Genomic DNA, 18,612 nt, shown 5'->3' with positions numbered 1-18,612 from the left:
AGTAATACTTATTATCTATTGAGTGCGATGATGTTCTGGTGTTCTCATGCACATACCTGATGCATTCATGCCAATCTGGCAGGGTGGGATCTACTGGATCATTGCCCTTATCTTTATTTTCCTTGCCCTGAAGTGGGCGAGGAATGAGCTGACTGAAGATAAAATCCCGATGGTGGCGGTTCTCTCCGCCGGAATCTTCGCGATCCAGGCCTTTAACCTGCCGGTTGGCTTTGGGACGAGTGGACATCTTGTCGGAGGCGCACTGGTTGCGATCCTGCTTGGCTCTCCCTATGCAGCCGTCTTCGTCCTCACACTCGTCCTGATCATCCAGGGTGTGATCTTTGGTGATGGAGGGCTCACAACAATGGGTGCGAATATCCTCAATATGGGAGTGATTGGTGGGTTTATCGGATACTACTCCTATTGGGGGCTTCATCAGGCAACGAAGAAGGTATATCTCTCCGCTGCAATTGCTGCATGGCTTGCCTGCTTCATCTCAGCACTTGCCTGTGCTGTGATGATGTGGCTTGCAGGTACCTTCCCGCTTGTCCCGGGTCTGGTGGCGATGGGAACATATCATGCGCTCATCGGTATTGTTGAAGGGGCGATCACCGCTGGAGCTATCTATCTCCTCCTCCAGGCACGCCCGGAGTTCTCTGATGCAGTCACCGGGGTGAATGCAGCATGAAGAGCGAGCAGTTTATCATGATCGGTCTTGTTGTGGCGATCCTGATCGGAATCGTCGCTGTCTTTGTTGCATCCGGCAATCCCGATGGCCTTGAGAGCACTGCTCTTGTTGTTCAGGATCAGAAGGCGCTCTTAGGCGATACCCCGGATGATGCCGAGATTCATGAAGAGGAAGAAGGAAGATTTGCATATGAATCCCCTTTTCCTGATTATACAATGGGAGAAGATGGGGGGAAGATGGGTGAACTGGCCGTTATTGTCCTTGGCACGATCATCGCCCTGATCCTCGCTTTTGCTATTGGAAAAGTCGCAATGGCGAAGAAATCATAATCTTTATCTCCTATTTTTTACTATTTTACCATATTCCTCATGCATTTAATCGAAACAAGAAATCTCTGCTATCTGTATAGAAACAACGTCCTCGCACTGGACGGGATTGATTTTGTAGCACCCCGCAAAACAAGCATCGCTCTCCTCGGGCCAAATGGGGCGGGAAAGAGTACCCTTTTCAAGCACTTCAACGGCATCCTGACGCCAACGTCAGGCGACGTGCTGGTGCGTGGGGAGGCGATTACAAAGAAGAATATTGTGGATATCAGGAAGTTTGTCGGGATCGTCTTCCAGAATCCCGATGACCAGATCTTCTCCCCCACCGTCGAACAGGATATTGCATTTGGCCCGACAAACCTGGGCCTTGATCCCGAAACGGTTGCACACCGGGTGGATAGCGCTGTTTCCATGCTGGGGTTAGAGGATCTCCGCACCCGCGTTCCCCACCACCTCTCGGGTGGCGAGAAGAAACGGGTTGCTATTGCCGGGGTGGTTGCGATGGAGCCACAGGTGCTGGTTCTTGATGAGCCGACAGCCGGTCTTGATCCCGGCGGTGTGGAAGATCTGCTGGCGTTTTTAAAGACCCTCCCTGATAAGTACGGGATGACGATCATCTTCTCGACTCATCAGGTCGATCTTGTGCCTGAGATCGCCGATCTTGTCTATGTGATGAACCATGGCAGGATCACAGGTTCCGGCACCGTTGATGAGATCTTCTCCCATGACGAACTCCTGAACTCAACCCGTCTCCATATCCCGCCGCTCCCACGGCTTATCAGGAAGCTCAGACAAGACGGCGTTTCGATCGATATGGCATACCGGTACAGTGATGCTGAAGCGTCGTTCTTCAGGGCATTTGGCAGGCAGCCATGATCGAGGAGCTCTTTGCAATCGAGGAGGAGTCGTACCGGGATAGCATTGTTCACCGGCTCGATGCACGGGTGAAGCTTATTCTCACTATTGCTGCGATTATTGCCGTTGTGTCCTACCCATTTGAACCGGATCTCTACCTCGTATCCGGCGGATTCCTGCTCCTCCTTATCATCCTCTTTGGACTCTCAAAGACCGCTGTAAAGACGTACCTCATCCGCCTTGCCATGATTCTTCCGTTTGGATTCTTCATCATCGTCGCTCAGATATTCTTTAAAAATCCCCGTTATACGGAATTCACCGTGCTCATCGATCTCCCTTTTGGTATTGCGGTGTACCAGGAATCGTTTCTCTTTGCGCTGATGCTCTCTCTGAAATTCATCGTCTGTGTCTCATTCATCATCCTCCTTTCAGGCACAACCCCGATGCAGGATCTCCTGGAGGGGGCGGCACGGCTTGGTCTGCCTGCGGAGTTTACGCTGGTCCTCGGGATGACGATCCGGTATCTCTTCGTCTTTGCCATCATGTACAGGCATATCCAGAATGCCCTTGCCACCCGATGCTTCAGTGCCTATAACCGGGCGCTTCCCTACCGGTACCGGATCTCCACCATCGCCTATACTATCGGCACTTTCTTCCTCCGCTCCTTCGAACAGGGTGAGCGTACCTACATGAGTATGCTCTGCCGGGGGTACGGCCGCTCCTCCTATATCTATATCACGAAAAAGCCTCTGGCATCAACTGATCGGCTGGTACTTGGGATGATCATGCCCTTCATCATCATCTTCCCCATCATCATCTACCTCCTCTGACCGCATCATTCATGTCATCTCACCGCAAGATGATTTTGTATGGAAAGCAGATTTGGCAGAGGTTTTGTTGTCAACCTCGTCCTCCTGAGCAAGCACTTCGCCCTCCCTCCTGAACAGGCATTCTATGGGGCATCCGATCATGTTACGGAGATGTCTGTCCCTCCGTCACTGAAAGGAACAGATGTCTCTGAACTGACCGAGCGCCTGAAGAAACTCATCCTCTGGCATAAGATTGGGATCAATGACAAACAGGATGCCGAGGCGGCAAAGAAGATCATCACGAAACTCGTCCTCGCAGTTGACCGGGAACTCGGAATCGAAGATCCCGATATGGGTTCATTCGACTGAGTTTCACAGGTCAACAGCCTTATTCGGTCATACGGGGAGAGCTATATCATCTTCGACAGCCTATATATGATGGTATAGCAGGAGGTATCGATCCCTCCTGTATGATGATGGCAAATGCGTATCTTTGGGCGTATTCCCTGTCATTTTGCCATAATCGGAGTCTTGCATGAATAGTACATATAACGCAGAACAGATCACCGTTCTTGAAGGTCTCAGTCCGGTACGTGAGCGGCCGGCGATGTATATCGGGAGCACAGACGGGAGGGGGCTGCACCATCTTATCTATGAGGTGGTGGATAACTCAATTGATGAGGCGCTTGCAGGATTCTGCAGCCATATAGATGTCTCAATCAATGCAGACGGCTCCTGTACGATAGAGGATGACGGGCGTGGTATCCCGATCGATACCATGCCCAAGTATGGGAAGAGCGCCCTTGAAGTGGTCATGACCATCCTCCATGCCGGCGGGAAGTTCGATAAAAACTCCTATCAGGTATCCGGCGGTCTCCATGGTGTCGGCGTCTCGGTGGTAAACGCCCTCTCGGAATGGATGGTTGCGGAAGTCTTCCGCGGCGGGCTTATCTACTCAATGCGGTTTGAACGTGGTGTTGTTGTCTCGCCCCTCTCTTCTGTTCCCGAATCAACAGATGAGCTGAAGCAGCGGCTGAAGAAACGTTTTGGTTCCGGCTTTGAATCAATGGATGCTGATGCCCTCTCTTCCTATACCGGCACACGGATCACCTTCAGGCCGGATTCATCAATCTTCGAAACCACCCATTTTGACTTTGATATCATCAGCTCACGCCTCCGTGAACTTGCTTTCTTAAATAAAAGTGTCAGAATACGTGTTCTTGACAAGCGGAGCGGTGACGGTGAAACCTTCTTCTATGATGGCGGGATCAGCGAGTTTGTCAGATACTTAAACGAGGGCAAAGAGACGCTCTTTTCTGATGTGATCTCGATTGCCAGAAAGGATGAAGAGAATAAGATGGAGGTGGATGTTGCTATCCAGTACAACAACGGGTACGGAGAGAATCTTTTCACGTTTGTCAACAGCGTCAATACCCGTGAAGGCGGTACCCATCTGGAAGGATTCCGTTCAGCCCTGACACGGGCGATCAACACCTCGGCAAAGAAGAATAACCTGATGAAAGGTGATTTCTCCTTAAAAGGAGATGATGTCCGTGAAGGGCTCTGCGCCATAATCAGCGTCAAGATTGCCAATCCCCAGTTCGAAGGACAGACCAAGATGCGTCTTGGGAACTCCAATGTCCGTGGTATCGTTGACTCACTCGTCTATAGCTGCCTCTCGGAATATTTCGAGGAGAACCCGAAGATCATCGGGATCATTACAGAGAAGGCTACCGCTGCTGCACGTGCCCGTGAAGCAGCACGCAATGCACGGGAACTTGCCCGGAGGAAGAGCACCCTTGAATCATCCACCCTTCCCGGCAAACTTGCCGACTGTTCAGAACGTGATCCCTCGAAGAGCGAACTCTATATCGTCGAAGGAGATTCGGCAGGCGGCTCGGCAAAACAGGGGAGGAACCGCAGATTCCAGGCAATTCTTCCACTGAGGGGAAAGATCCTCAATGTCGAGAAGGCAAGCGAACATAAGATCCTGAAGAACCTCGAGATTAACACCCTTATCTCTGCGATTGGAACCGGTATCGGGACGAATTTCAATCCTGACCGGGCCCGGTACCATGCAATCATCATCATGACTGATGCGGATGTTGATGGAGCCCATATCAGCACGCTCCTTCTCACCTTCTTCTACCGGTACATGAAAGAGCTGATCGATCTTGGGTATATCTACCTCGCCCAGCCACCCCTGTACAGGATTGCACGCGGGAAGAAGGAGGTCTATGTCTTCCGTGAAGAGGAGATGCACAAGGCCGTCGGGGAGATGGGCGAGACTGGTGTCCATGTCCAGCGATACAAGGGTCTTGGTGAGATGAATGCATCCCAGCTCTGGGAGACGACGATGGATCCCGAACGCAGGGTGCTGAAACAGGTCAGAATCGAGGATGCGATTCATGCAAATGACATCTTCGAAAAACTGATGGGTGAGAATGTCTCTGCCAGAAAAGATTTCATCAAACGCCATGCAGGGGAGGTGAAGAACCTTGACATCTGAAGAACCGGTAATGCCGGTGGCACGGGTCATCCCGGTCCCAATCGAGGAGGAGATGAAGAAGAGCTACATCGATTACGCGATGAGCGTCATCATCGGCCGTGCGATCCCTGATGTCCGCGACGGGCTGAAACCAGTACACCGCCGTACCCTCTATGCGATGTGGGGGTCAGGGAATACGTCTGATAAACCCTTCAGGAAATCCGTCAAAGCGGTCGCCGCAACGATGGAGAATTACCATCCCCACGGCGATTCTGCCATCTACGATACCCTTGTGAAGATGGCCCAGCCCTTCAGCTACCGGTATATGCTGGTCGAGGGGCAGGGTAACTTCGGATCAATAGATGGCGATTCTGCTGCGGCGATGCGATATACCGAGGCCCGGCTCACAAAGGCGGCTGAGGCGCTCCTGATCGATATTGAGAAGGAGACGGTTGATTTCATCCCGAACTTTGATGGATCGACAAAGGAACCAACGGTTCTTCCTGCACGCATCCCAAACCTCCTTGTCAACGGTACAAGCGGGATTGCAGTCGGGATGGCAACCAACATGCCTCCCCACAATCTTGGCGAGGTCTGTACCCTTGTTGAGAGGTTCATAGAGAATCCTGATATTCCTGCGCAGGAGATCCTCTCGATCATGCCGGGGCCAGACTTCCCGACGGGTGGGCAGATTATGGGATCTGACGGTATCCTGAATGCCTACACAACCGGGTATGGGCGGATCATCGTCCGGGGCGTCTCCGAGATCGAGACCGGCAAGCGGGATGCTGAGCGGATCATCATCACCGAGATCCCCTACCAGGTGAATAAGGCACGGATGATAGAGAATATCGCCGAGCTCGTCCGTGAGAAGAAGATCGAAGGGATTAGCGATCTCCGTGACGAATCTGATAAGGATGGTATCAGGATCGTCATAGAACTGAAGAAGGGGATCAATGCACAGGTTGTTCTGAATCTCCTGTATAAGCATACCCAGCTCCAGACGACATTTGGCGTCATCAACCTCTCAATTGTTCATGGCCAGCCGAAGGTGCTGCCGCTCACAGACATCCTCAGGCACTTCCTCGCCCATCGGGTGGAGGTTGTCAGGAGAAGATCCGAGTTTGAGCTGAAAAAGGCCCGTGAACGGTTCCATATCCTCCTTGGTCTATTAATCGCACTCGACAGAATCGATGAGGTTATAGCAACCATCAGGGGATCGGCCTCTGTTGAAGAAGCGAGCGCTGCCCTCGTATCCCGGTTCGGGCTCGACGAGATCCAGGCGGATGCGATCCTGAAGATGCAGCTTCGGAGGCTTGCTGCGCTTGAGCACCAGAAGATTGTGGATGAGAAGAACGCCCTGGAAGCGGAGATCGCACGGCTCATGGAACTTCTCTCAAGTGAAGCTGCAATCCTCTCGGTTGTAAAGGATGAAACGCGGGAGATACGTGAAAAGTTCAGCGACCCACGAAGGACAGAGATCGCACATTCGGCTGATTTCCTTGATAGAGAGGCGCTGATCGAGGAGAAGAAAGTCTTTGTCGCCCTCACCGAGCACAACTACATAAAGCGCATGCCGCTTGATACCTACCGGCAGCAGCGGAGAGGTGGGCGTGGCATCATCGGCATGTCCACAAAAGAAGAGGACTGCATCAGTTCAGTCTTTGTCGCATCCACCCATGATTACCTCCTCTGCATCTCCGATCAGGGGCGGGCATACTGGCTGAAAGTCTATGATATACCGGAGAGCACGCGGACCTCGCGTGGGAAGGCGATTGTGAACCTCCTGAATATCAATAATGAGACGATCCAGGCAGTGATCCCGGTTTCTGAATTCAGGGACGATCGGTTCCTCTTCTTTGCAACGAGGAATGGAACGGTTGTGAAGATCGCTCTCGATCAGTTCTCCCATCCAAGGCAGACAGGGATCAATGCGATCAAGCTCCGTGAAGGCGATAGCCTGGTTGATGTAAAATGGACCGATGGTGATCGAGAACTGATCCTGACGACCCGCCATGGGCAGAGCCTCAGGTTCCATGAAGAGGCGGTCAGGCCGGTTGGCAGGGGTGCAATGGGGGTCCGCGGCATCTCACTGAGAGATGGCGATCATCTCCAGGCAGTAACGGTCATCCATAACGATCACCTCCTGACGATCACAGAGAAGGGCTATGGCAAGAGGACGGATTTCGATGAGTTCCGCGGCCATGGCAGGGGAACACTCGGTGTCCGGAACATCGTCACCGATAACCGGTCCGGGATGGTTGTCGCCTCCCGTTCAGTCTCGGATACTGATGAGATCATCGTCATGACGGCGTCCGGGATTGTTATCCGGACCCGTGTAGACGAGATTGCAATCCAGAAACGGAGCACACGCGGGGTCCGGGTCATACGGCTTGACGAGGGTGATCGGGTCACCGGATTTGCTATCGTCACGCAGGAGATGCTCACTTCACAGGAAGAGGGCGGATCAGATGAAGATCACAATGAATAGATAGGGGAGGCACTATTCCCTCTCTATGTACCAGACAACCATCCACCTGAAGACCTCAGGGGAAGGGGATGTCATAGATATCACCCCTTTTGTTTTGGATGCCGTATCAAAGAGTGGAACCGAAACCGGGATTGTGCACCTCTTTGTGGTGGGATCAACTGCTGCCCTGACGACGATCGAATACGAGCCCGGTGCAGTGGCTGATCTTCGCAAAGCTTTATCGCGGATTGCTCCTTCGGATGCAATCTACGCACACGATGACCGGTGGGGGGATGGCAATGGCCGATCCCATGTACGGGCGGCGATCATTGGCCCCTCCCTGTCAATACCTGTTGTTGAGAAGAGGCTCCTCAATGGAACATGGCAGCAGATCGTGCTTGTGGAACTGGATATCCGCCATGCCAGAGAGCGGAGCGTGGTTGTAACAATTCTTCCCTGAAATCCTAGTCGAGTGGAATCGATTCGAGCTGTGAAACGAGTTCCCAGATCCGTGTACGTGCATGAACCGGCATATTCGGATCATTGCTGACCTCGTCAATCTTCGAGATCGCAGTTGCCGCACGGAGTCCCGGTGCCATCTTCTCATCGAGGAGGATGTTCATGGTCTCGTCAGCTACACGCCGGATATTCCTTGGAATTGTGTTATCATCCTTCATCATCTGTAAAATCTGTACACAATTTCGTATTGTATTGCTTGTTTCTGCCAATTGGAACCCTCCATCTTGCTCTTTACTATTCCCCCTGTAGGTTTATATAGTTTCATGGATGGAGGAGTATCTTTCATCATCATGTGCTGCCTATATAGATCTGGTTTTTTATGGCAGAGATTGATGAGATAATGGCTGAATACCTTCTGAAGGGTGCGAAGATGCTGGCGAAGACCTGTCCTGCCTGCCACGCGCCGATCTTTGAATTCAAAGGCCAGCAGTTCTGTGTGGTCTGTGCCGAATCCGAAAAGGAGGCGGCTTTGGCGGATCCTGAAATGCCGGTTGATCCGATCCCCGCAAACACAATGCCAGCTGATCTGCCGATGCAGGTTCTCCCGGCTACTAACGGGGATGTGGGTATTCATCGGTACCAGAAGAGCACTGACATCCCCTCCTGTGTCGATCCTATCTCAGATACGATGGTGCTGCTCTGCAGGAGGATTGCAGATGAGCCCGATCCCGCCCGCTGCCTTCTCTATATGCAGGCGATCAGGGAAGGGGCTCTCTCGATTGCGACTCTTGCGGATACTAATCCGCATCATCATCGGAAAGAGAGATAAAATTCCTGATACTCGCCTGTATCTCCTCTTTTCCCTCTTCTCTTTCGTTTTTTTTCTGGAGGCGCTTAACTCCGCCTGCCATCGCCTTTTCACGCCGTGCCGAGACCCACCGGAATGTCTCGTCGCTTGTGCCTTTTGTCACAAGCACGATGATCATACCTGCTGCGCTCCTGCCGGTCCTACCTTTCCGCTGAATGCTCCGGATCTCGGAAGGCACCGCTTCGTAAAAGATGACGAGATCGGTTGAGGGGATGTCAAGGCCTTCTTCTCCAACGGAAGTGGCGACAAGAACATGGTACTCCCCTCCCCGAAACCTCTGGATCGCCTCGATCTGTTTCTTCTGTGATAGTCCTTTCTCCTTCTGTTTTGATGCCTGCCCGACAAACCGGCAGGCTGAGATGCCTTCTTCGGTGAGGTACTCAACAAGCATGGAGACCGAGTCACGGTAGCTTGCAAAGACGATGATTTTACTCTCCGGATCATCAATGAGCTGGTGTTTGATGATATCTGCGGTGATTTTTGCTTTTGGATGGATCTCTCCTGATATGCCGGTGATGATCCGTATAATCTCAGAAAAGCGGTAATCTGCGACCATCCTCTGGCTTGCCTTGCTCCCCTTCTTTGAATTGCCCTCGGTGTTGAGCTTTTCGAGATAGAGGGAGAGCGCACGGGATCCCTGTGACTCTGCCAGGATCACGGCATGCCGCAATTTCATGATCTCGCCATAGAGTGAGGCAGCCTGGTAGGCACGTGCCTCTCCTTCTGTGATCCGCTCCTGGATTGTTGCATAGAGTTGGGAGAGTACCTTCATCGAGAGTCCCTCACGTTTTGGGAGCGGGTACTGGAGTGCTCCCAGGGCACCGATCCGGCTGTCGATCATAGCGTTTGTTATCTGGACGATCCGTTTCAGTGGCGGCGGGAGCTCGACGGTGATCACCTCCAGTGTCCGTTCATGGATATAGGGGCTCACATCGGGATCGCTTTCCTGTCTTGTCTCCACACGGGTGATCCCAAGATGGGTGCAGACCTCGCCAACCCGGATCTGGTCGCTTCCAGGGGATGCGGTCATCCCGAGGATTAAGGGTTTTTCTGCCTGTTCGAGATACTGTTCTGTAAGGTGGGTATAGGCATAATTGCCGACTGCCCGGTGGCATTCATCCACGATTAAAAGAGAGACATCCGAGAGGGAGTAGCGGCCCTTGAGAACGTCGTTCTGGATTACCTGCGGGGTGGCGCAGCAGACCCGGCAATTTTCCCAGAGCGTTGCCCTTTTTTCAGGAGGGGTGTCCCCGGTGAAGCTGATACAGTCTGAATCCTGTGGATCAGGCAGATTGAGAGTGGCCTGAAAAAAACGGAGATGCTGGTCAACGAGCGGCTTGGTGGGGGCGAGGATGAGAACCCTGCCCCCCTCATTCAGGAGCCGGGAAGCGGCGACGAGAAGTGCAATCACTGTCTTGCCAAGCCCGGTCGGGAGGACGACGAGTGTATTCTCCTCAAGCGCCCTCATCGCAACTGCGAGCTGGTACTGGCGTTTCTGAACGGTATCCGGTCTGATATACGGATGCTGGATCGTCTCCATCGTCTAGTCCCGTGAAAACGGTATCTCACCCCTGATGAGCTTCCGGATGGTGGATGGGATCTCATCAATTCTGATCCTGATCTGCTGCATGCTGTCGCGTTCCCTGAGTGTGACGGAGTCGTCGTCTTTTGACTCATAATCAACGGTGATCGCATACGGCGTCCCGATCTCATCCTGCCGCCGGTACCGCCTCCCGATGGCACCTGAGTCATCATATTCGGCAAGGATCCGCTCTGCCCTGATGGCCTCTGTGATCTGTCGGGCAATCACATCGAGGCCGTCACGGTTCATCAGGGGGAAGACTGCCACCTGCACGGGGGCAATTGCGGGCGGGAGGCGGAGCACCGTCCTCATCTCGCCATCGACCTCGTCCTGGTGGAAGGCGTGTTCGAGTACAGCATAGCAGAGCCGGTCTATTCCGTAACTTGGTTCGATGACATGCGGCCTGACCTCTTCTCCCTGCACCAGCACCTCTTCGTCCCTGATCTCGAAGAATTCCCCTTCGATGAAGATCTCTTCGCCATCAAATTCGATTGTTGTGCCACCATCCTTCGGAACAGATGCGGCGATCTTTTCTCCGACTTCTTTTGCCCGGTTTTTGAACCTGGGTCCTAGTTTCCCCATCTTCGGAACAATGGCGCATCTTCGTTCGAGGCGGGGCTCCGGGTACTGGATGAAGACGGTCATCTTTTCTCCAGAGACCTCTGCATGTGCTGCGAGATCATAATCTGTACGGTCAGCTATCCCGACAGCCTCCACCCATCCGAACCGGGATGAATGGTACTCTGCATCCCAGCAGTCTGTTGCGTAATGTGCCCGCTCGTCTGGCAGGTGCTGGCGGAACCGGATCTTTGTGGGATCAACTCCGATCCTGATCATGAAATCATGGGTGACAGCGAGATAGTAGGCGACATACTCGCTTGCCACAAGGCCGCTATCAACTGCTTCCCGCATCGTGAGGGTGACTGCTTCAAGGTTTTCCTGCTGCTGCTCAATTCCAAAGAGCGGCATCCTGTAGTCTGCATAGCGGGAGAAGTTCGGATGGTTTTTTTCATCAGGGTGCACGAAGATCTCGGCTTCTGCCTGGGTGAATTCACGGAGCCGGATCATGCCCTGCCGGGGTGATATCTCGTTTCTGTATGATCTCCCGATCTGGACTGTGCCAAACGGGAGTGAATCGCGATAGAACCTGAGCAGACGCCCGAAGTCGGTGAAGATACCCTGCGCAGTCTCCGGGCGGAGGTACCCTTTCCGCTGTCCGCCGGGCCCGATTGAGGTCCCGAACATCAGGTTAAAATCAAAGACAGCTACATCCCCCAGAGGCTGTTTGCAGGCGGTGCATTTCTTATCTTTCAGCTCTTCGGCAAGCCGCTCCTTTGAGAGTGCCTGGGCATTCTGGATCTCGTATTCTTCTGCGACATGATCTGCCCGGAAGAACTCATGGCAGTGCGGGCATTCGAACATCTTGTCAGAGAAGCCTTTCAGGTGCCCGGAGGCAAGGTAGATCGGCTCGATACCAATTGTCGGGCATTCGATCTCGTAGTATCCTTCCCTGATTACATAAAATTCACGCCAGGTATCTTCGATCCTGCGTTTCATCATCGCGCCGAGGGGCCCGTAGTCAATAAAACCGGCAACAGATCCGTAAATCTCCCCGGATGGCCAGACATAGCCACGTCGCCGGAAGAGATCGATCACTTTTTCATATATATCCGCCATTGGCAACACAACTCTTCCTTACTCTTTGGATGAGGCGGTATTTGATATGATTGTCAGGTGATTGAACCGTTCTTCCCCATAAGCAAATTATTTATGGTATAAGCCCGATGAGATGTGAAGATCATAATAATAGGTCGATAAACACATGGCTACCACCAATAAACAAAAAGATCTTCTCAAGCTCTTCGCCGATATCACCAGTAAGACAAAGATCGTCGAGCCGATGAAGAAGATCCACGGGACATTACGCGACCAGGATGCAGTTGAACGTGAAATAGCGCTGATCATGCGTGAAATACTCGATGCAGGTCATTTTAAGACCAAACTCGAGCCGATTCAGCTTGCGCGCCTGATCACCCTCTATGATAATGGAAAAAATGATACCGAGATTGCACGGAGCCTTGGCGATGAGAAACTCTCAAAAACCGTTGCACGTGCACGTGTGAGGCTGAAGCTCTTCCGGGATCTCGATTTCAAAATGCCATTTGATCCGTCTGTCCTTGATGAGCTGCTTGCACAGGATCTCACGATGAAGGATATCTCAGAGCAGCTTGGGATCAGCCCGTCCACCCTCAGGGAGTACCGGCATGTCCTTGATGAGCAGAAAGATACCACACTTGATCCCTACCTTGAACGCATCCGCGATGTGATGGAGGATCGTGATCTGACAGAACAGATGACCCTTGCAGTCACAAGGGACAGTCTTGGTGATGCAATCGATATCACTGAGGCAGAGCTGATAGATATCAGCTAACCTTTTTTTATCTTCTCGCCCGATCTCTTCGCATGTACCTGACCTATTATGGGCATTCCTGCATCCTGCTGGAAGGCTCAAGGCGGATTCTTGTTGATCCCTTTATCCCAAGCGGCGATGCTCCACCGGATTCTGATCTCATCTGCGTGACACATGGCCATGCCGATCACCTCGGTGAGACGGTTTCATTGAAACGGCGGACAGTTGCGCCGAACGAACTGGCGAAGTACCTGGCTTCACAGGGAGTTCCTGCTGAAGCGCTGAATATCGGGGGCGGGATCACATTTGACGGTGTCAGGATTATAATGACGCCGGCGATTCATTCCTCCTGGATTGAGGATGCCGGTGGCGGCTACTATGGGGGGCCGGCTGCCGGGTACATCATCAAAATGGATGGCGTGACGATCTATCATGCCGGAGATACTGCACTGTTTTCGGATATGAAACTGATCCGGGATCTGTATCACCCGGATGTTGCCCTGCTCCCGATTGGGGATCGGTTCACGATGGGACCGGATGAGGCGATGATCGCCGCCTCCTATATCGGGGCGCCTCTTGTGATCCCGATCCATTACAATACCTGGGAGAAGATTGCACAGGATCCATCTGCATTCAGGCATGCGATTGAAGAGACGACCGATATGCGGGTTGCCGTCCTTGCTCCCGGAGAGCGGATTTGTATCGGGGATGCGAATGCTCATCAGTGATTGGGAGAAAGGGTATCTGATGAAATGGTATCTGATCTCTCTCTCGCTCCTTCTCCTCCTGACGGCAGGATGTGTCAGTGAGGCGGAACCGGCACCATCTGGCAGTTCCCTTGCCGGGGTGTGGGTGCATGACTATAGCTATCCGGTCTTCCTCTTCCAGTTCTATTCCAACGGATATGCGAATATCGCCTTTCTGTCGGTAGAAGATCCAGACCGCCCCGGCTATGCGCATGTTGTCACCGGCAGATGGGAGGAGTCTCCTGATGTGCTTGCGATCACCTATACTGCTCCTCTCTCCGGGAATGTGGTAACCCTCCACCTGAAGAAATCCGGGGATTATCTGGTTCTTGCTGGTGCAACGGATGCAAATGGATCGTCACTGGATATCCAGGAACTCGAAGGTATCCGGTTTATCCGGGGGGAGTCATATTCGGCTCCCCTGATGGGAGACTATCGGATCAATCTCATCTAGGCTGAGCGGTGGTATTCCTCAAGGAGTGCCTCCCGGTATGCCTCTTTCTTTTTTGTCGGGATATAATTGAACCGGGCAACCCTGAGCATGATCTCTTCAGCAATCGCCTGATTGCTGGTGAGTTTTTGTTTCTTCACCTCTTCGATGATCCAGTCGAGCTTGTCGATGCCGGTTTCCTTGCCGTCGACGAGGATCCGCTTGATCAGGATCTTGTCCGGGGGGGTTCCCCCGCAGACGGTGCAGTAATCGCCTTCATCTGCCATGCTCTTACTCCTTGATCATGGTGAGGGACATCTTGAACTTCGTGATTGCCGAGAGGGCATGCGGGGCATTTGCCGGGAAGATGATCGAGTCGCCTGCCTTCATCTCAAACGTCTTTCCTTCAAGCCAGATCTCGCATTCGCCATCCAGGATGGTGACAAGGGCATCAAAGGGTGCGGTATGCTCTGAAAGTCCCTCGTCTTCATCAAAAGAGAAGATGGTGATGTTGCCGTGTTTCTGCTTGATCACCATTCTGCTTGCAACCGTTCCGTCCTGGTACTCAACAAGCTCATCCAGCCGGATCACTGTTCCTTTGATATCATCACTCATATTCCAGACTCCTTTCTCTTTGCCTCGATGTGCGGCGACTCCGCGAATCGCCTTCACGGGGTTCTGCTCAACCGGGAGGACTCCCCCAGTTAATCCTTTGAGGTCTTCTGTTAAGAGCTTTACCGGATTGGGGGCTCCGGTAATGGTTGGGATCGGGTTTTCCTGATACTCCCAAACTGTATTCGTGGTTAATAATGGTTTGCCATGGCTCGTGAGTGAATCCGGGAGGCGTGTTCCCAGACCATCTATTTGATAGCATATCACGATGAAGGAATCCTTATGGATAAGATCATCAACTGGAATGAACTCTGGAAGGCAATTCATGCCAGTTCACGTCATCGTGTCGATAAGGAGAATGATCCCGGCAAGGTCTGGGATAAAAAAGCCGGTGCATATAACCGGATCACAAAGGATGAGAAGGAGTCGACGAGGCAGGAGCTCTCGATGCTCGACCTTCGTCCGACCGACACCGTCCTCGACATGGGAGCCGGAAACGGGCGGCTTTCTGTTCCGATTGCAGGCATGGTCTCGCATGTCACCGCCCTGGATGCGTCTGCCGGGATGCTTTCACACCTTAAGGAGCGGATGGCAGCCGAAGGGAGGACGAACTACTCAGTGGTGGTGAAGCGGTGGGAGGATGTTGTGATCGGGAGCGATATCCCGGAACATGATGTGGTGATCGCCGCCTTCTCGCTCGGCTTCTATGATGCCGGGGCGGCCCTTCTGAAGCTGGATGAAGCTGCCCGCCGCTCCGTTCATCTCTTCTGGCATATGGGTGAATGGCGTGAGCCTGCTGAGATGGCGTTGTATACTGCTGTTCATGGGGAGGAAGGAACCCGGAAGACAGGATACCCGGATGCCCTCTTCCTGGCAAATATTCTCCACGGGCTTGGCATCTATGCGGATATCAGGATCTACCGTGCCCTCTGGGAGACGGTGTATGATTCGCCTGAGGAGGCGGCTGAGCAGTGGATCACGATGCATGCACCGGATTATGAGGATCTCGATCTGGTCGCCCGGCATTTCAGGGAGCAGCTTGAGAAGGATAGTGAAGGGAAGTTCCATGAACGATCTGTCAGGAGGACGGCGATGATCACGTGGAGGAAGGGGGAGTGATGGGAAGGGGGAGACCTTCCTCAATCGCTGATACAGTGAACTGCATAGAGCGGAACTGACCTGATCTCATTATCCAGTCCAAAATTTTTTGAGGATATCCTGATTGCATATTCAGGATGATAGTATTCGGTAAATTGTGTAAGACTTTTTGAGCGGACGTTTCCTGAAGATTTCACTTCTATTGGGATGATATTGCCAGATCTGCTCTGAATGACAAAATCGACCTCCGCACTCCCCTTCGATTCCCAGTAATAGGGGGTATATCCGGCGACACGGAGTGCGAAGCAGACATAGTTTTCTGTCAGGATTCCTTTGATGGTATCCAGTTGTTTACTCTTCTGCAGAATGAGATGTGCGGGTAAGCTGAAGTGAGCACACAGGAGGCCGGTATCCGTCATATAGATCTTAAAAAACGATGGATTATGATGAACCGTTAAGGGCAGCACAGCTTCATTGACTTTATTGCAGATGATAATAATCCCTGACTCCTTCAGCCAGGTGAGTGCTGATTCATAGGTATTTGCCCGTGCTCCGGATTTTATTACACGATACTGGAATTTTTTATTGGGTTTTGCCAGCTGGGTGGGGATGCTCCGAAATACCTCCATAATTCGTGCTGTCTCTTCAGGAGCTGCGTATTTTGCCATATCTGCGATATAGGCATCACTGATATTTTTCTGGACGGAATGAAGGTAGTCCAGATCCTCCCGCTCCCTGTATTCGAGCACAGCACCCGGCATCCCTCCCACGACAAGGTAGAGCCGGAAGAGATCGAGAGCTGTTTCATGCAGTGACATTCTGGTATTGGAATTGTATGACTCTCTGATTAGATCCGCAAGTTCCGATCTTCCATTTGCCCATAAGAACTCTTCAAAATCGAGCGGGTAGAGGGATACCATCTCGACCTTCCCAACGGGAAATGAGTGGTGCTCCCGGTTCAGGGCAACACCAAGGAGGCTTCCCGCGGCAATAATATGATAATCGACCTGATCTTCGCAGAAGTATTTCAGGGATGTCAGTGCCCGCTCGCACACCTGGATCTCATCAAAGAAGAGGAGCGTATCAGAAGGAAGTATCGTCTGTCCATATAATGCGGAGAGTTCCTTAACAATTCTGTCAGGATTCAAATCACGGGCAAAGATGTTTGCTGCCTCTGTATTTGCCTCGAAATTTACATAGATTACATTCGAGTAGTGTGTTTTCCCAAAATCAAGGACCGAGTATGTCTTCCCCACCTGCCTTGCACCATACAGGAGAAGGGGTTTACGATTTGGGTCATCTTTCCATTGTTGGAATCTGACTGATATTTTTCGCTCCATAACTCTTCTCTTCACTTCTAACATGATAAAAGTGTTGCCTGAGTACACTTTTTGGATGTAAAAAGTGTCATCTGAGTACACTTTTTAGAAGATGGGCCATATTGTATTCCCTAAATATAGATATTATCCCCTCTTCATCTCCTCAGGAAACCATCTTCCCGACAGAAAAAGCTCTGTGGATTTCAATGCATATGATCAAATGATACTCTATTTGGGTATGTGATTCCTTAATCCTGGTAATGGCGGGGGGGGGAGTTTATTATGCCAGCGGATCAAATACAGGATAACCTGAGGAAGCTATGGCTGAGAGAAGTGCGGACTGGATGGAACAGGCAGATCGCGATCTCAGGATGGCACATCTGGCACGTGCTGAAGGATTCTTTGAATGGGCTTGTTTCATCTCCCAGCAGGCTGCAGAAAAGGCGATTATAGCAGTCTATCAGAGGGAAGGGGCTGTTGCCTGGGGTCATTCCAATACAGATCTTCTTCGCGGGCTTGAACAGAGACATCCTGTTCCAAAGGATATCCTGATATCAGCAAGGAAACTGGATCGCTTTTATATCCCGTCACGATATCCGGATGGTTTTGGCGAGGGAAAACCGGCGGATTTCTTTGATGGAGGTGATGCAGATGATGCAATCGGCAGTGCGGGAAGAATCATTCAATTCTGTGCGGGTCTTCTGGCTTGACTATGATCTGATATGGGAACGATTACAGGATAGGATCGGTCTCCTAAAATCACACCCGGAAATCAGGAAAGTGATCATATTCGGCTCATTCCCGGAGAAGCGGGCGGTACCGGGGAGTGATCTTGATCTTCTGATCATCGTCAATCCAACTGATCTCCCAATCCTTGACCGTATTGAACACTATCAGCCTTTATTTGAGGGGATCGGTATCGGGGTCGATATTTTTCCCCTGACTGAAGACGAGCTTCATATGCCTATTGCTCAAAAAGCACTCTCAGATGGGTTTCTTCTCTTTGAACGCTGATCTTTCTATCTGGTTGTAAAGATTCCGGGCGATTCGTTTTGATATGAGTGAAAGATATATGGTGATATGAGGAGGTTATTGAACAATTACTCGATGATCATGATGATCTGGATACTTCTCTCTGCTCAGGAAGGGCAAAAAGGGCAAAGGAGGCCATTTCTGAATACCGAAGGGGTGAATCCCTGACTGAAGACGAAATTAAAAAAATATGCCCTTTAATGACCTTTGAATTCCATTATTTAACTTGCGGGGGTAAAGGGGGCGGAGCGGGAAGTCCCGGGTCTTCAGGCCGGGGATGAAAGCGGAGCCGTCCTTTTTCCCTGCGATAGATATACCTTGTTGGGTGACGTATTATGATATACCTAACATGAAGTATAAACTTGATAGGTCAGCGCATTCGGTCTTTGCTCTCTATTATCATCTGGTGATAGTAGTAAA

21 protein-coding genes and 1 pseudogene are annotated in these 18,612 nt (G+C 51.7%); 16 read left to right on the top strand and 6 right to left on the bottom strand.

The window, feature by feature from the left end; translation table 11 throughout:
- Positions 1 to 46 precede the first annotated feature (46 nt).
- From cbiM to FTO68_RS10015, 8 genes are all read left to right on the top strand, one after another.
- Positions 47 to 688: a cobalt transporter CbiM gene (gene cbiM / locus FTO68_RS10050; protein WP_255333273.1), complete on the top strand. Its 642-nt coding sequence runs from the start codon at positions 47 to 49 to the stop codon at positions 686 to 688.
- Positions 685 to 1,017 (top strand): PDGLE domain-containing protein, encoded by a 333-nt coding sequence (locus tag FTO68_RS10045; RefSeq protein ID WP_255333272.1) that lies wholly within the window; start codon positions 685 to 687, stop codon positions 1,015 to 1,017. Before cbiM ends, FTO68_RS10045 begins: the two co-directional genes overlap by 4 nt.
- A gap of 39 nt (positions 1,018 to 1,056) precedes the next feature.
- Positions 1,057 to 1,890, top strand: a complete 834-nt coding sequence (locus FTO68_RS10040; protein ID WP_255333271.1) for an ATP-binding cassette domain-containing protein — start codon at positions 1,057 to 1,059, stop codon at positions 1,888 to 1,890.
- A complete protein-coding gene (gene cbiQ / locus FTO68_RS10035) occupies positions 1,887 to 2,699 on the top strand; it encodes a cobalt ECF transporter T component CbiQ (protein WP_255333270.1) in 813 nt (270 codons plus the stop codon). The genes FTO68_RS10040 and cbiQ overlap by 4 nt, the downstream gene beginning before the upstream one ends.
- Positions 2,700 to 2,738: 39 nt before the next feature.
- Positions 2,739 to 3,047 carry a hypothetical protein gene (locus FTO68_RS10030; RefSeq protein ID WP_255333269.1) on the top strand — a complete coding sequence of 103 codons (309 nt, stop codon included), beginning with the start codon at positions 2,739 to 2,741 and terminating at the stop codon, positions 3,045 to 3,047.
- A 166-nt stretch (positions 3,048 to 3,213) separates the two neighbouring features.
- Positions 3,214 to 5,187, top strand: a complete 1,974-nt coding sequence (locus FTO68_RS10025; RefSeq protein ID WP_255333268.1) for a DNA topoisomerase subunit B — start codon at positions 3,214 to 3,216, stop codon at positions 5,185 to 5,187.
- Entirely contained in the window at positions 5,177 to 7,657 is a 2,481-nt protein-coding gene (gyrA, locus tag FTO68_RS10020; RefSeq protein ID WP_438362307.1) for a DNA gyrase subunit A, read from the top strand. Before FTO68_RS10025 ends, gyrA begins: the two co-directional genes overlap by 11 nt.
- Before the next feature lie 25 nt (positions 7,658 to 7,682).
- Positions 7,683 to 8,096 (top strand): secondary thiamine-phosphate synthase enzyme YjbQ, encoded by a 414-nt coding sequence (locus FTO68_RS10015; RefSeq protein WP_255333267.1) that lies wholly within the window; start codon positions 7,683 to 7,685, stop codon positions 8,094 to 8,096.
- Between the two features lie 4 nt (positions 8,097 to 8,100).
- Here the strand turns inward: FTO68_RS10015 and FTO68_RS10010 are convergent, their stop codons facing one another.
- Positions 8,101 to 8,364 carry a stationary phase-response protein gene (locus FTO68_RS10010; RefSeq protein WP_255333266.1) on the bottom strand — a complete coding sequence of 88 codons (264 nt, stop codon included), beginning with the start codon at positions 8,362 to 8,364 and terminating at the stop codon, positions 8,101 to 8,103.
- 110 nt (positions 8,365 to 8,474) lie between these two features.
- Between FTO68_RS10010 and FTO68_RS10005 the strand changes: the two genes are divergently transcribed.
- Entirely contained in the window at positions 8,475 to 8,924 is a 450-nt protein-coding gene (locus FTO68_RS10005; protein WP_255333265.1) for an Sjogren's syndrome/scleroderma autoantigen 1 family protein, read from the top strand.
- Here FTO68_RS10005 and FTO68_RS10000 read toward each other — a convergent pair.
- Both FTO68_RS10000 and glyS read right to left on the bottom strand, forming a co-directional pair.
- Positions 8,893 to 10,503: a DEAD/DEAH box helicase gene (locus tag FTO68_RS10000; protein ID WP_255333264.1), complete on the bottom strand. Its 1,611-nt coding sequence runs from the start codon at positions 10,501 to 10,503 to the stop codon at positions 8,893 to 8,895. The genes FTO68_RS10005 and FTO68_RS10000 overlap by 32 nt on opposite strands.
- A gap of 3 nt (positions 10,504 to 10,506) precedes the next feature.
- A complete protein-coding gene (gene glyS, locus FTO68_RS09995) occupies positions 10,507 to 12,222 on the bottom strand; it encodes a glycine--tRNA ligase (protein ID WP_255333263.1) in 1,716 nt (571 codons plus the stop codon).
- Positions 12,223 to 12,367: 145 nt separating this feature from the next.
- Between glyS and FTO68_RS09990 the strand changes: the two genes are divergently transcribed.
- From FTO68_RS09990 to FTO68_RS09980, 3 genes are read left to right on the top strand one after another with little or no spacing between them, the layout of a single operon-like run.
- Positions 12,368 to 12,976, top strand: coding sequence for a response regulator receiver protein (locus tag FTO68_RS09990; protein ID WP_255333262.1), 609 nt, complete (start codon positions 12,368 to 12,370; stop codon positions 12,974 to 12,976).
- A 32-nt stretch (positions 12,977 to 13,008) separates the two neighbouring features.
- A complete protein-coding gene (locus tag FTO68_RS09985; protein WP_255333261.1) occupies positions 13,009 to 13,683 on the top strand; it encodes a metal-dependent hydrolase in 675 nt (224 codons plus the stop codon).
- A gap of 19 nt (positions 13,684 to 13,702) precedes the next feature.
- A complete protein-coding gene (locus FTO68_RS09980; protein WP_255333260.1) occupies positions 13,703 to 14,155 on the top strand; it encodes a hypothetical protein in 453 nt (150 codons plus the stop codon).
- Here the strand turns inward: FTO68_RS09980 and FTO68_RS09975 are convergent.
- Both FTO68_RS09975 and FTO68_RS09970 read right to left on the bottom strand, forming a co-directional pair.
- Positions 14,152 to 14,418, bottom strand: a complete 267-nt coding sequence (locus FTO68_RS09975; protein WP_255333259.1) for an NAC family transcription factor — start codon at positions 14,416 to 14,418, stop codon at positions 14,152 to 14,154. The two genes, FTO68_RS09980 and FTO68_RS09975, sit on opposite strands and share 4 nt — an antisense overlap.
- Positions 14,419 to 14,422: 4 nt before the next feature.
- Complete coding sequence (locus FTO68_RS09970; RefSeq protein WP_255333287.1) at positions 14,423 to 14,746, bottom strand: cupin domain-containing protein; 324 nt, start codon at positions 14,744 to 14,746, stop codon at positions 14,423 to 14,425.
- A gap of 279 nt (positions 14,747 to 15,025) precedes the next feature.
- Between FTO68_RS09970 and FTO68_RS09965 the strand changes: the two genes are divergently transcribed.
- Complete coding sequence (locus tag FTO68_RS09965; protein WP_255333258.1) at positions 15,026 to 15,862, top strand: class I SAM-dependent methyltransferase; 837 nt, start codon at positions 15,026 to 15,028, stop codon at positions 15,860 to 15,862.
- A gap of 20 nt (positions 15,863 to 15,882) precedes the next feature.
- On the opposite strand, the gene FTO68_RS09960 is transcribed toward FTO68_RS09965, so the two are convergent.
- Entirely contained in the window at positions 15,883 to 17,181 is a 1,299-nt protein-coding gene (locus FTO68_RS09960; protein WP_255333257.1) for an ATP-binding protein, read from the bottom strand.
- A gap of 299 nt (positions 17,182 to 17,480) precedes the next feature.
- Here FTO68_RS09960 and FTO68_RS09955 point away from each other — a divergent pair, with 299 nt between their 5' ends.
- The 3 genes and pseudogenes from FTO68_RS09955 to FTO68_RS11995 all read left to right on the top strand — a co-directional run.
- Positions 17,481 to 17,870, top strand: coding sequence for a HEPN domain-containing protein (locus FTO68_RS09955; RefSeq protein WP_255333256.1), 390 nt, complete (start codon positions 17,481 to 17,483; stop codon positions 17,868 to 17,870).
- Positions 17,812 to 18,174, top strand: a complete 363-nt coding sequence (locus tag FTO68_RS09950; RefSeq protein ID WP_255333255.1) for a nucleotidyltransferase domain-containing protein — start codon at positions 17,812 to 17,814, stop codon at positions 18,172 to 18,174. The genes FTO68_RS09955 and FTO68_RS09950 overlap by 59 nt, the downstream gene beginning before the upstream one ends.
- Positions 18,175 to 18,541: 367 nt before the next feature.
- Positions 18,542 to 18,612 (top strand): annotated as a pseudogene (locus FTO68_RS11995) (IS200/IS605 family transposase); the annotation flags it as partial.

Source organism: Methanocalculus taiwanensis, from assembly GCF_024372745.1.
Lineage (GTDB): Archaea > Halobacteriota > Methanomicrobia > Methanomicrobiales > Methanocorpusculaceae > Methanocalculus > Methanocalculus taiwanensis.
The sequence above is the reverse complement of the archived record's forward strand: the minus strand, read 5'-3'. Positions and strand labels throughout refer to the sequence as shown.

Excerpts from the sequence above, each read along its gene's own strand:
- cbiM (WP_255333273.1), top strand. The coding sequence starts at position 47 with ATGCACATACCTGATGCATTCATGCCAATCTGGCAGGGTGGGATCTAC.
- FTO68_RS10045 (WP_255333272.1), top strand. The coding sequence starts at position 685 with ATGAAGAGCGAGCAGTTTATCATGATCGGTCTTGTTGTGGCGATCCTG.
- FTO68_RS10040 (WP_255333271.1), top strand. The coding sequence starts at position 1,057 with ATGCATTTAATCGAAACAAGAAATCTCTGCTATCTGTATAGAAACAAC.
- cbiQ (WP_255333270.1), top strand. The coding sequence starts at position 1,887 with ATGATCGAGGAGCTCTTTGCAATCGAGGAGGAGTCGTACCGGGATAGC.
- FTO68_RS10030 (WP_255333269.1), top strand. The coding sequence starts at position 2,739 with ATGGAAAGCAGATTTGGCAGAGGTTTTGTTGTCAACCTCGTCCTCCTG.
- FTO68_RS10025 (WP_255333268.1), top strand. The coding sequence starts at position 3,214 with ATGAATAGTACATATAACGCAGAACAGATCACCGTTCTTGAAGGTCTC.
- FTO68_RS10015 (WP_255333267.1), top strand. The coding sequence starts at position 7,683 with ATGTACCAGACAACCATCCACCTGAAGACCTCAGGGGAAGGGGATGTC.
- FTO68_RS10005 (WP_255333265.1), top strand. The coding sequence starts at position 8,475 with ATGGCAGAGATTGATGAGATAATGGCTGAATACCTTCTGAAGGGTGCG.
- FTO68_RS10000 (WP_255333264.1), bottom strand. The coding sequence starts at position 10,503 with ATGGAGACGATCCAGCATCCGTATATCAGACCGGATACCGTTCAGAAA.
- glyS (WP_255333263.1), bottom strand. The coding sequence starts at position 12,222 with ATGGCGGATATATATGAAAAAGTGATCGATCTCTTCCGGCGACGTGGC.
- FTO68_RS09990 (WP_255333262.1), top strand. The coding sequence starts at position 12,368 with ATGGCTACCACCAATAAACAAAAAGATCTTCTCAAGCTCTTCGCCGAT.
- FTO68_RS09985 (WP_255333261.1), top strand. The coding sequence starts at position 13,009 with ATGTACCTGACCTATTATGGGCATTCCTGCATCCTGCTGGAAGGCTCA.
- FTO68_RS09980 (WP_255333260.1), top strand. The coding sequence starts at position 13,703 with ATGAAATGGTATCTGATCTCTCTCTCGCTCCTTCTCCTCCTGACGGCA.
- FTO68_RS09975 (WP_255333259.1), bottom strand. The coding sequence starts at position 14,418 with ATGGCAGATGAAGGCGATTACTGCACCGTCTGCGGGGGAACCCCCCCG.
- FTO68_RS09970 (WP_255333287.1), bottom strand. The coding sequence starts at position 14,746 with ATGAGTGATGATATCAAAGGAACAGTGATCCGGCTGGATGAGCTTGTT.
- FTO68_RS09965 (WP_255333258.1), top strand. The coding sequence starts at position 15,026 with ATGGATAAGATCATCAACTGGAATGAACTCTGGAAGGCAATTCATGCC.
- FTO68_RS09960 (WP_255333257.1), bottom strand. The coding sequence starts at position 17,181 with ATGGAGCGAAAAATATCAGTCAGATTCCAACAATGGAAAGATGACCCA.
- FTO68_RS09955 (WP_255333256.1), top strand. The coding sequence starts at position 17,481 with ATGGCTGAGAGAAGTGCGGACTGGATGGAACAGGCAGATCGCGATCTC.
- FTO68_RS09950 (WP_255333255.1), top strand. The coding sequence starts at position 17,812 with ATGATGCAATCGGCAGTGCGGGAAGAATCATTCAATTCTGTGCGGGTC.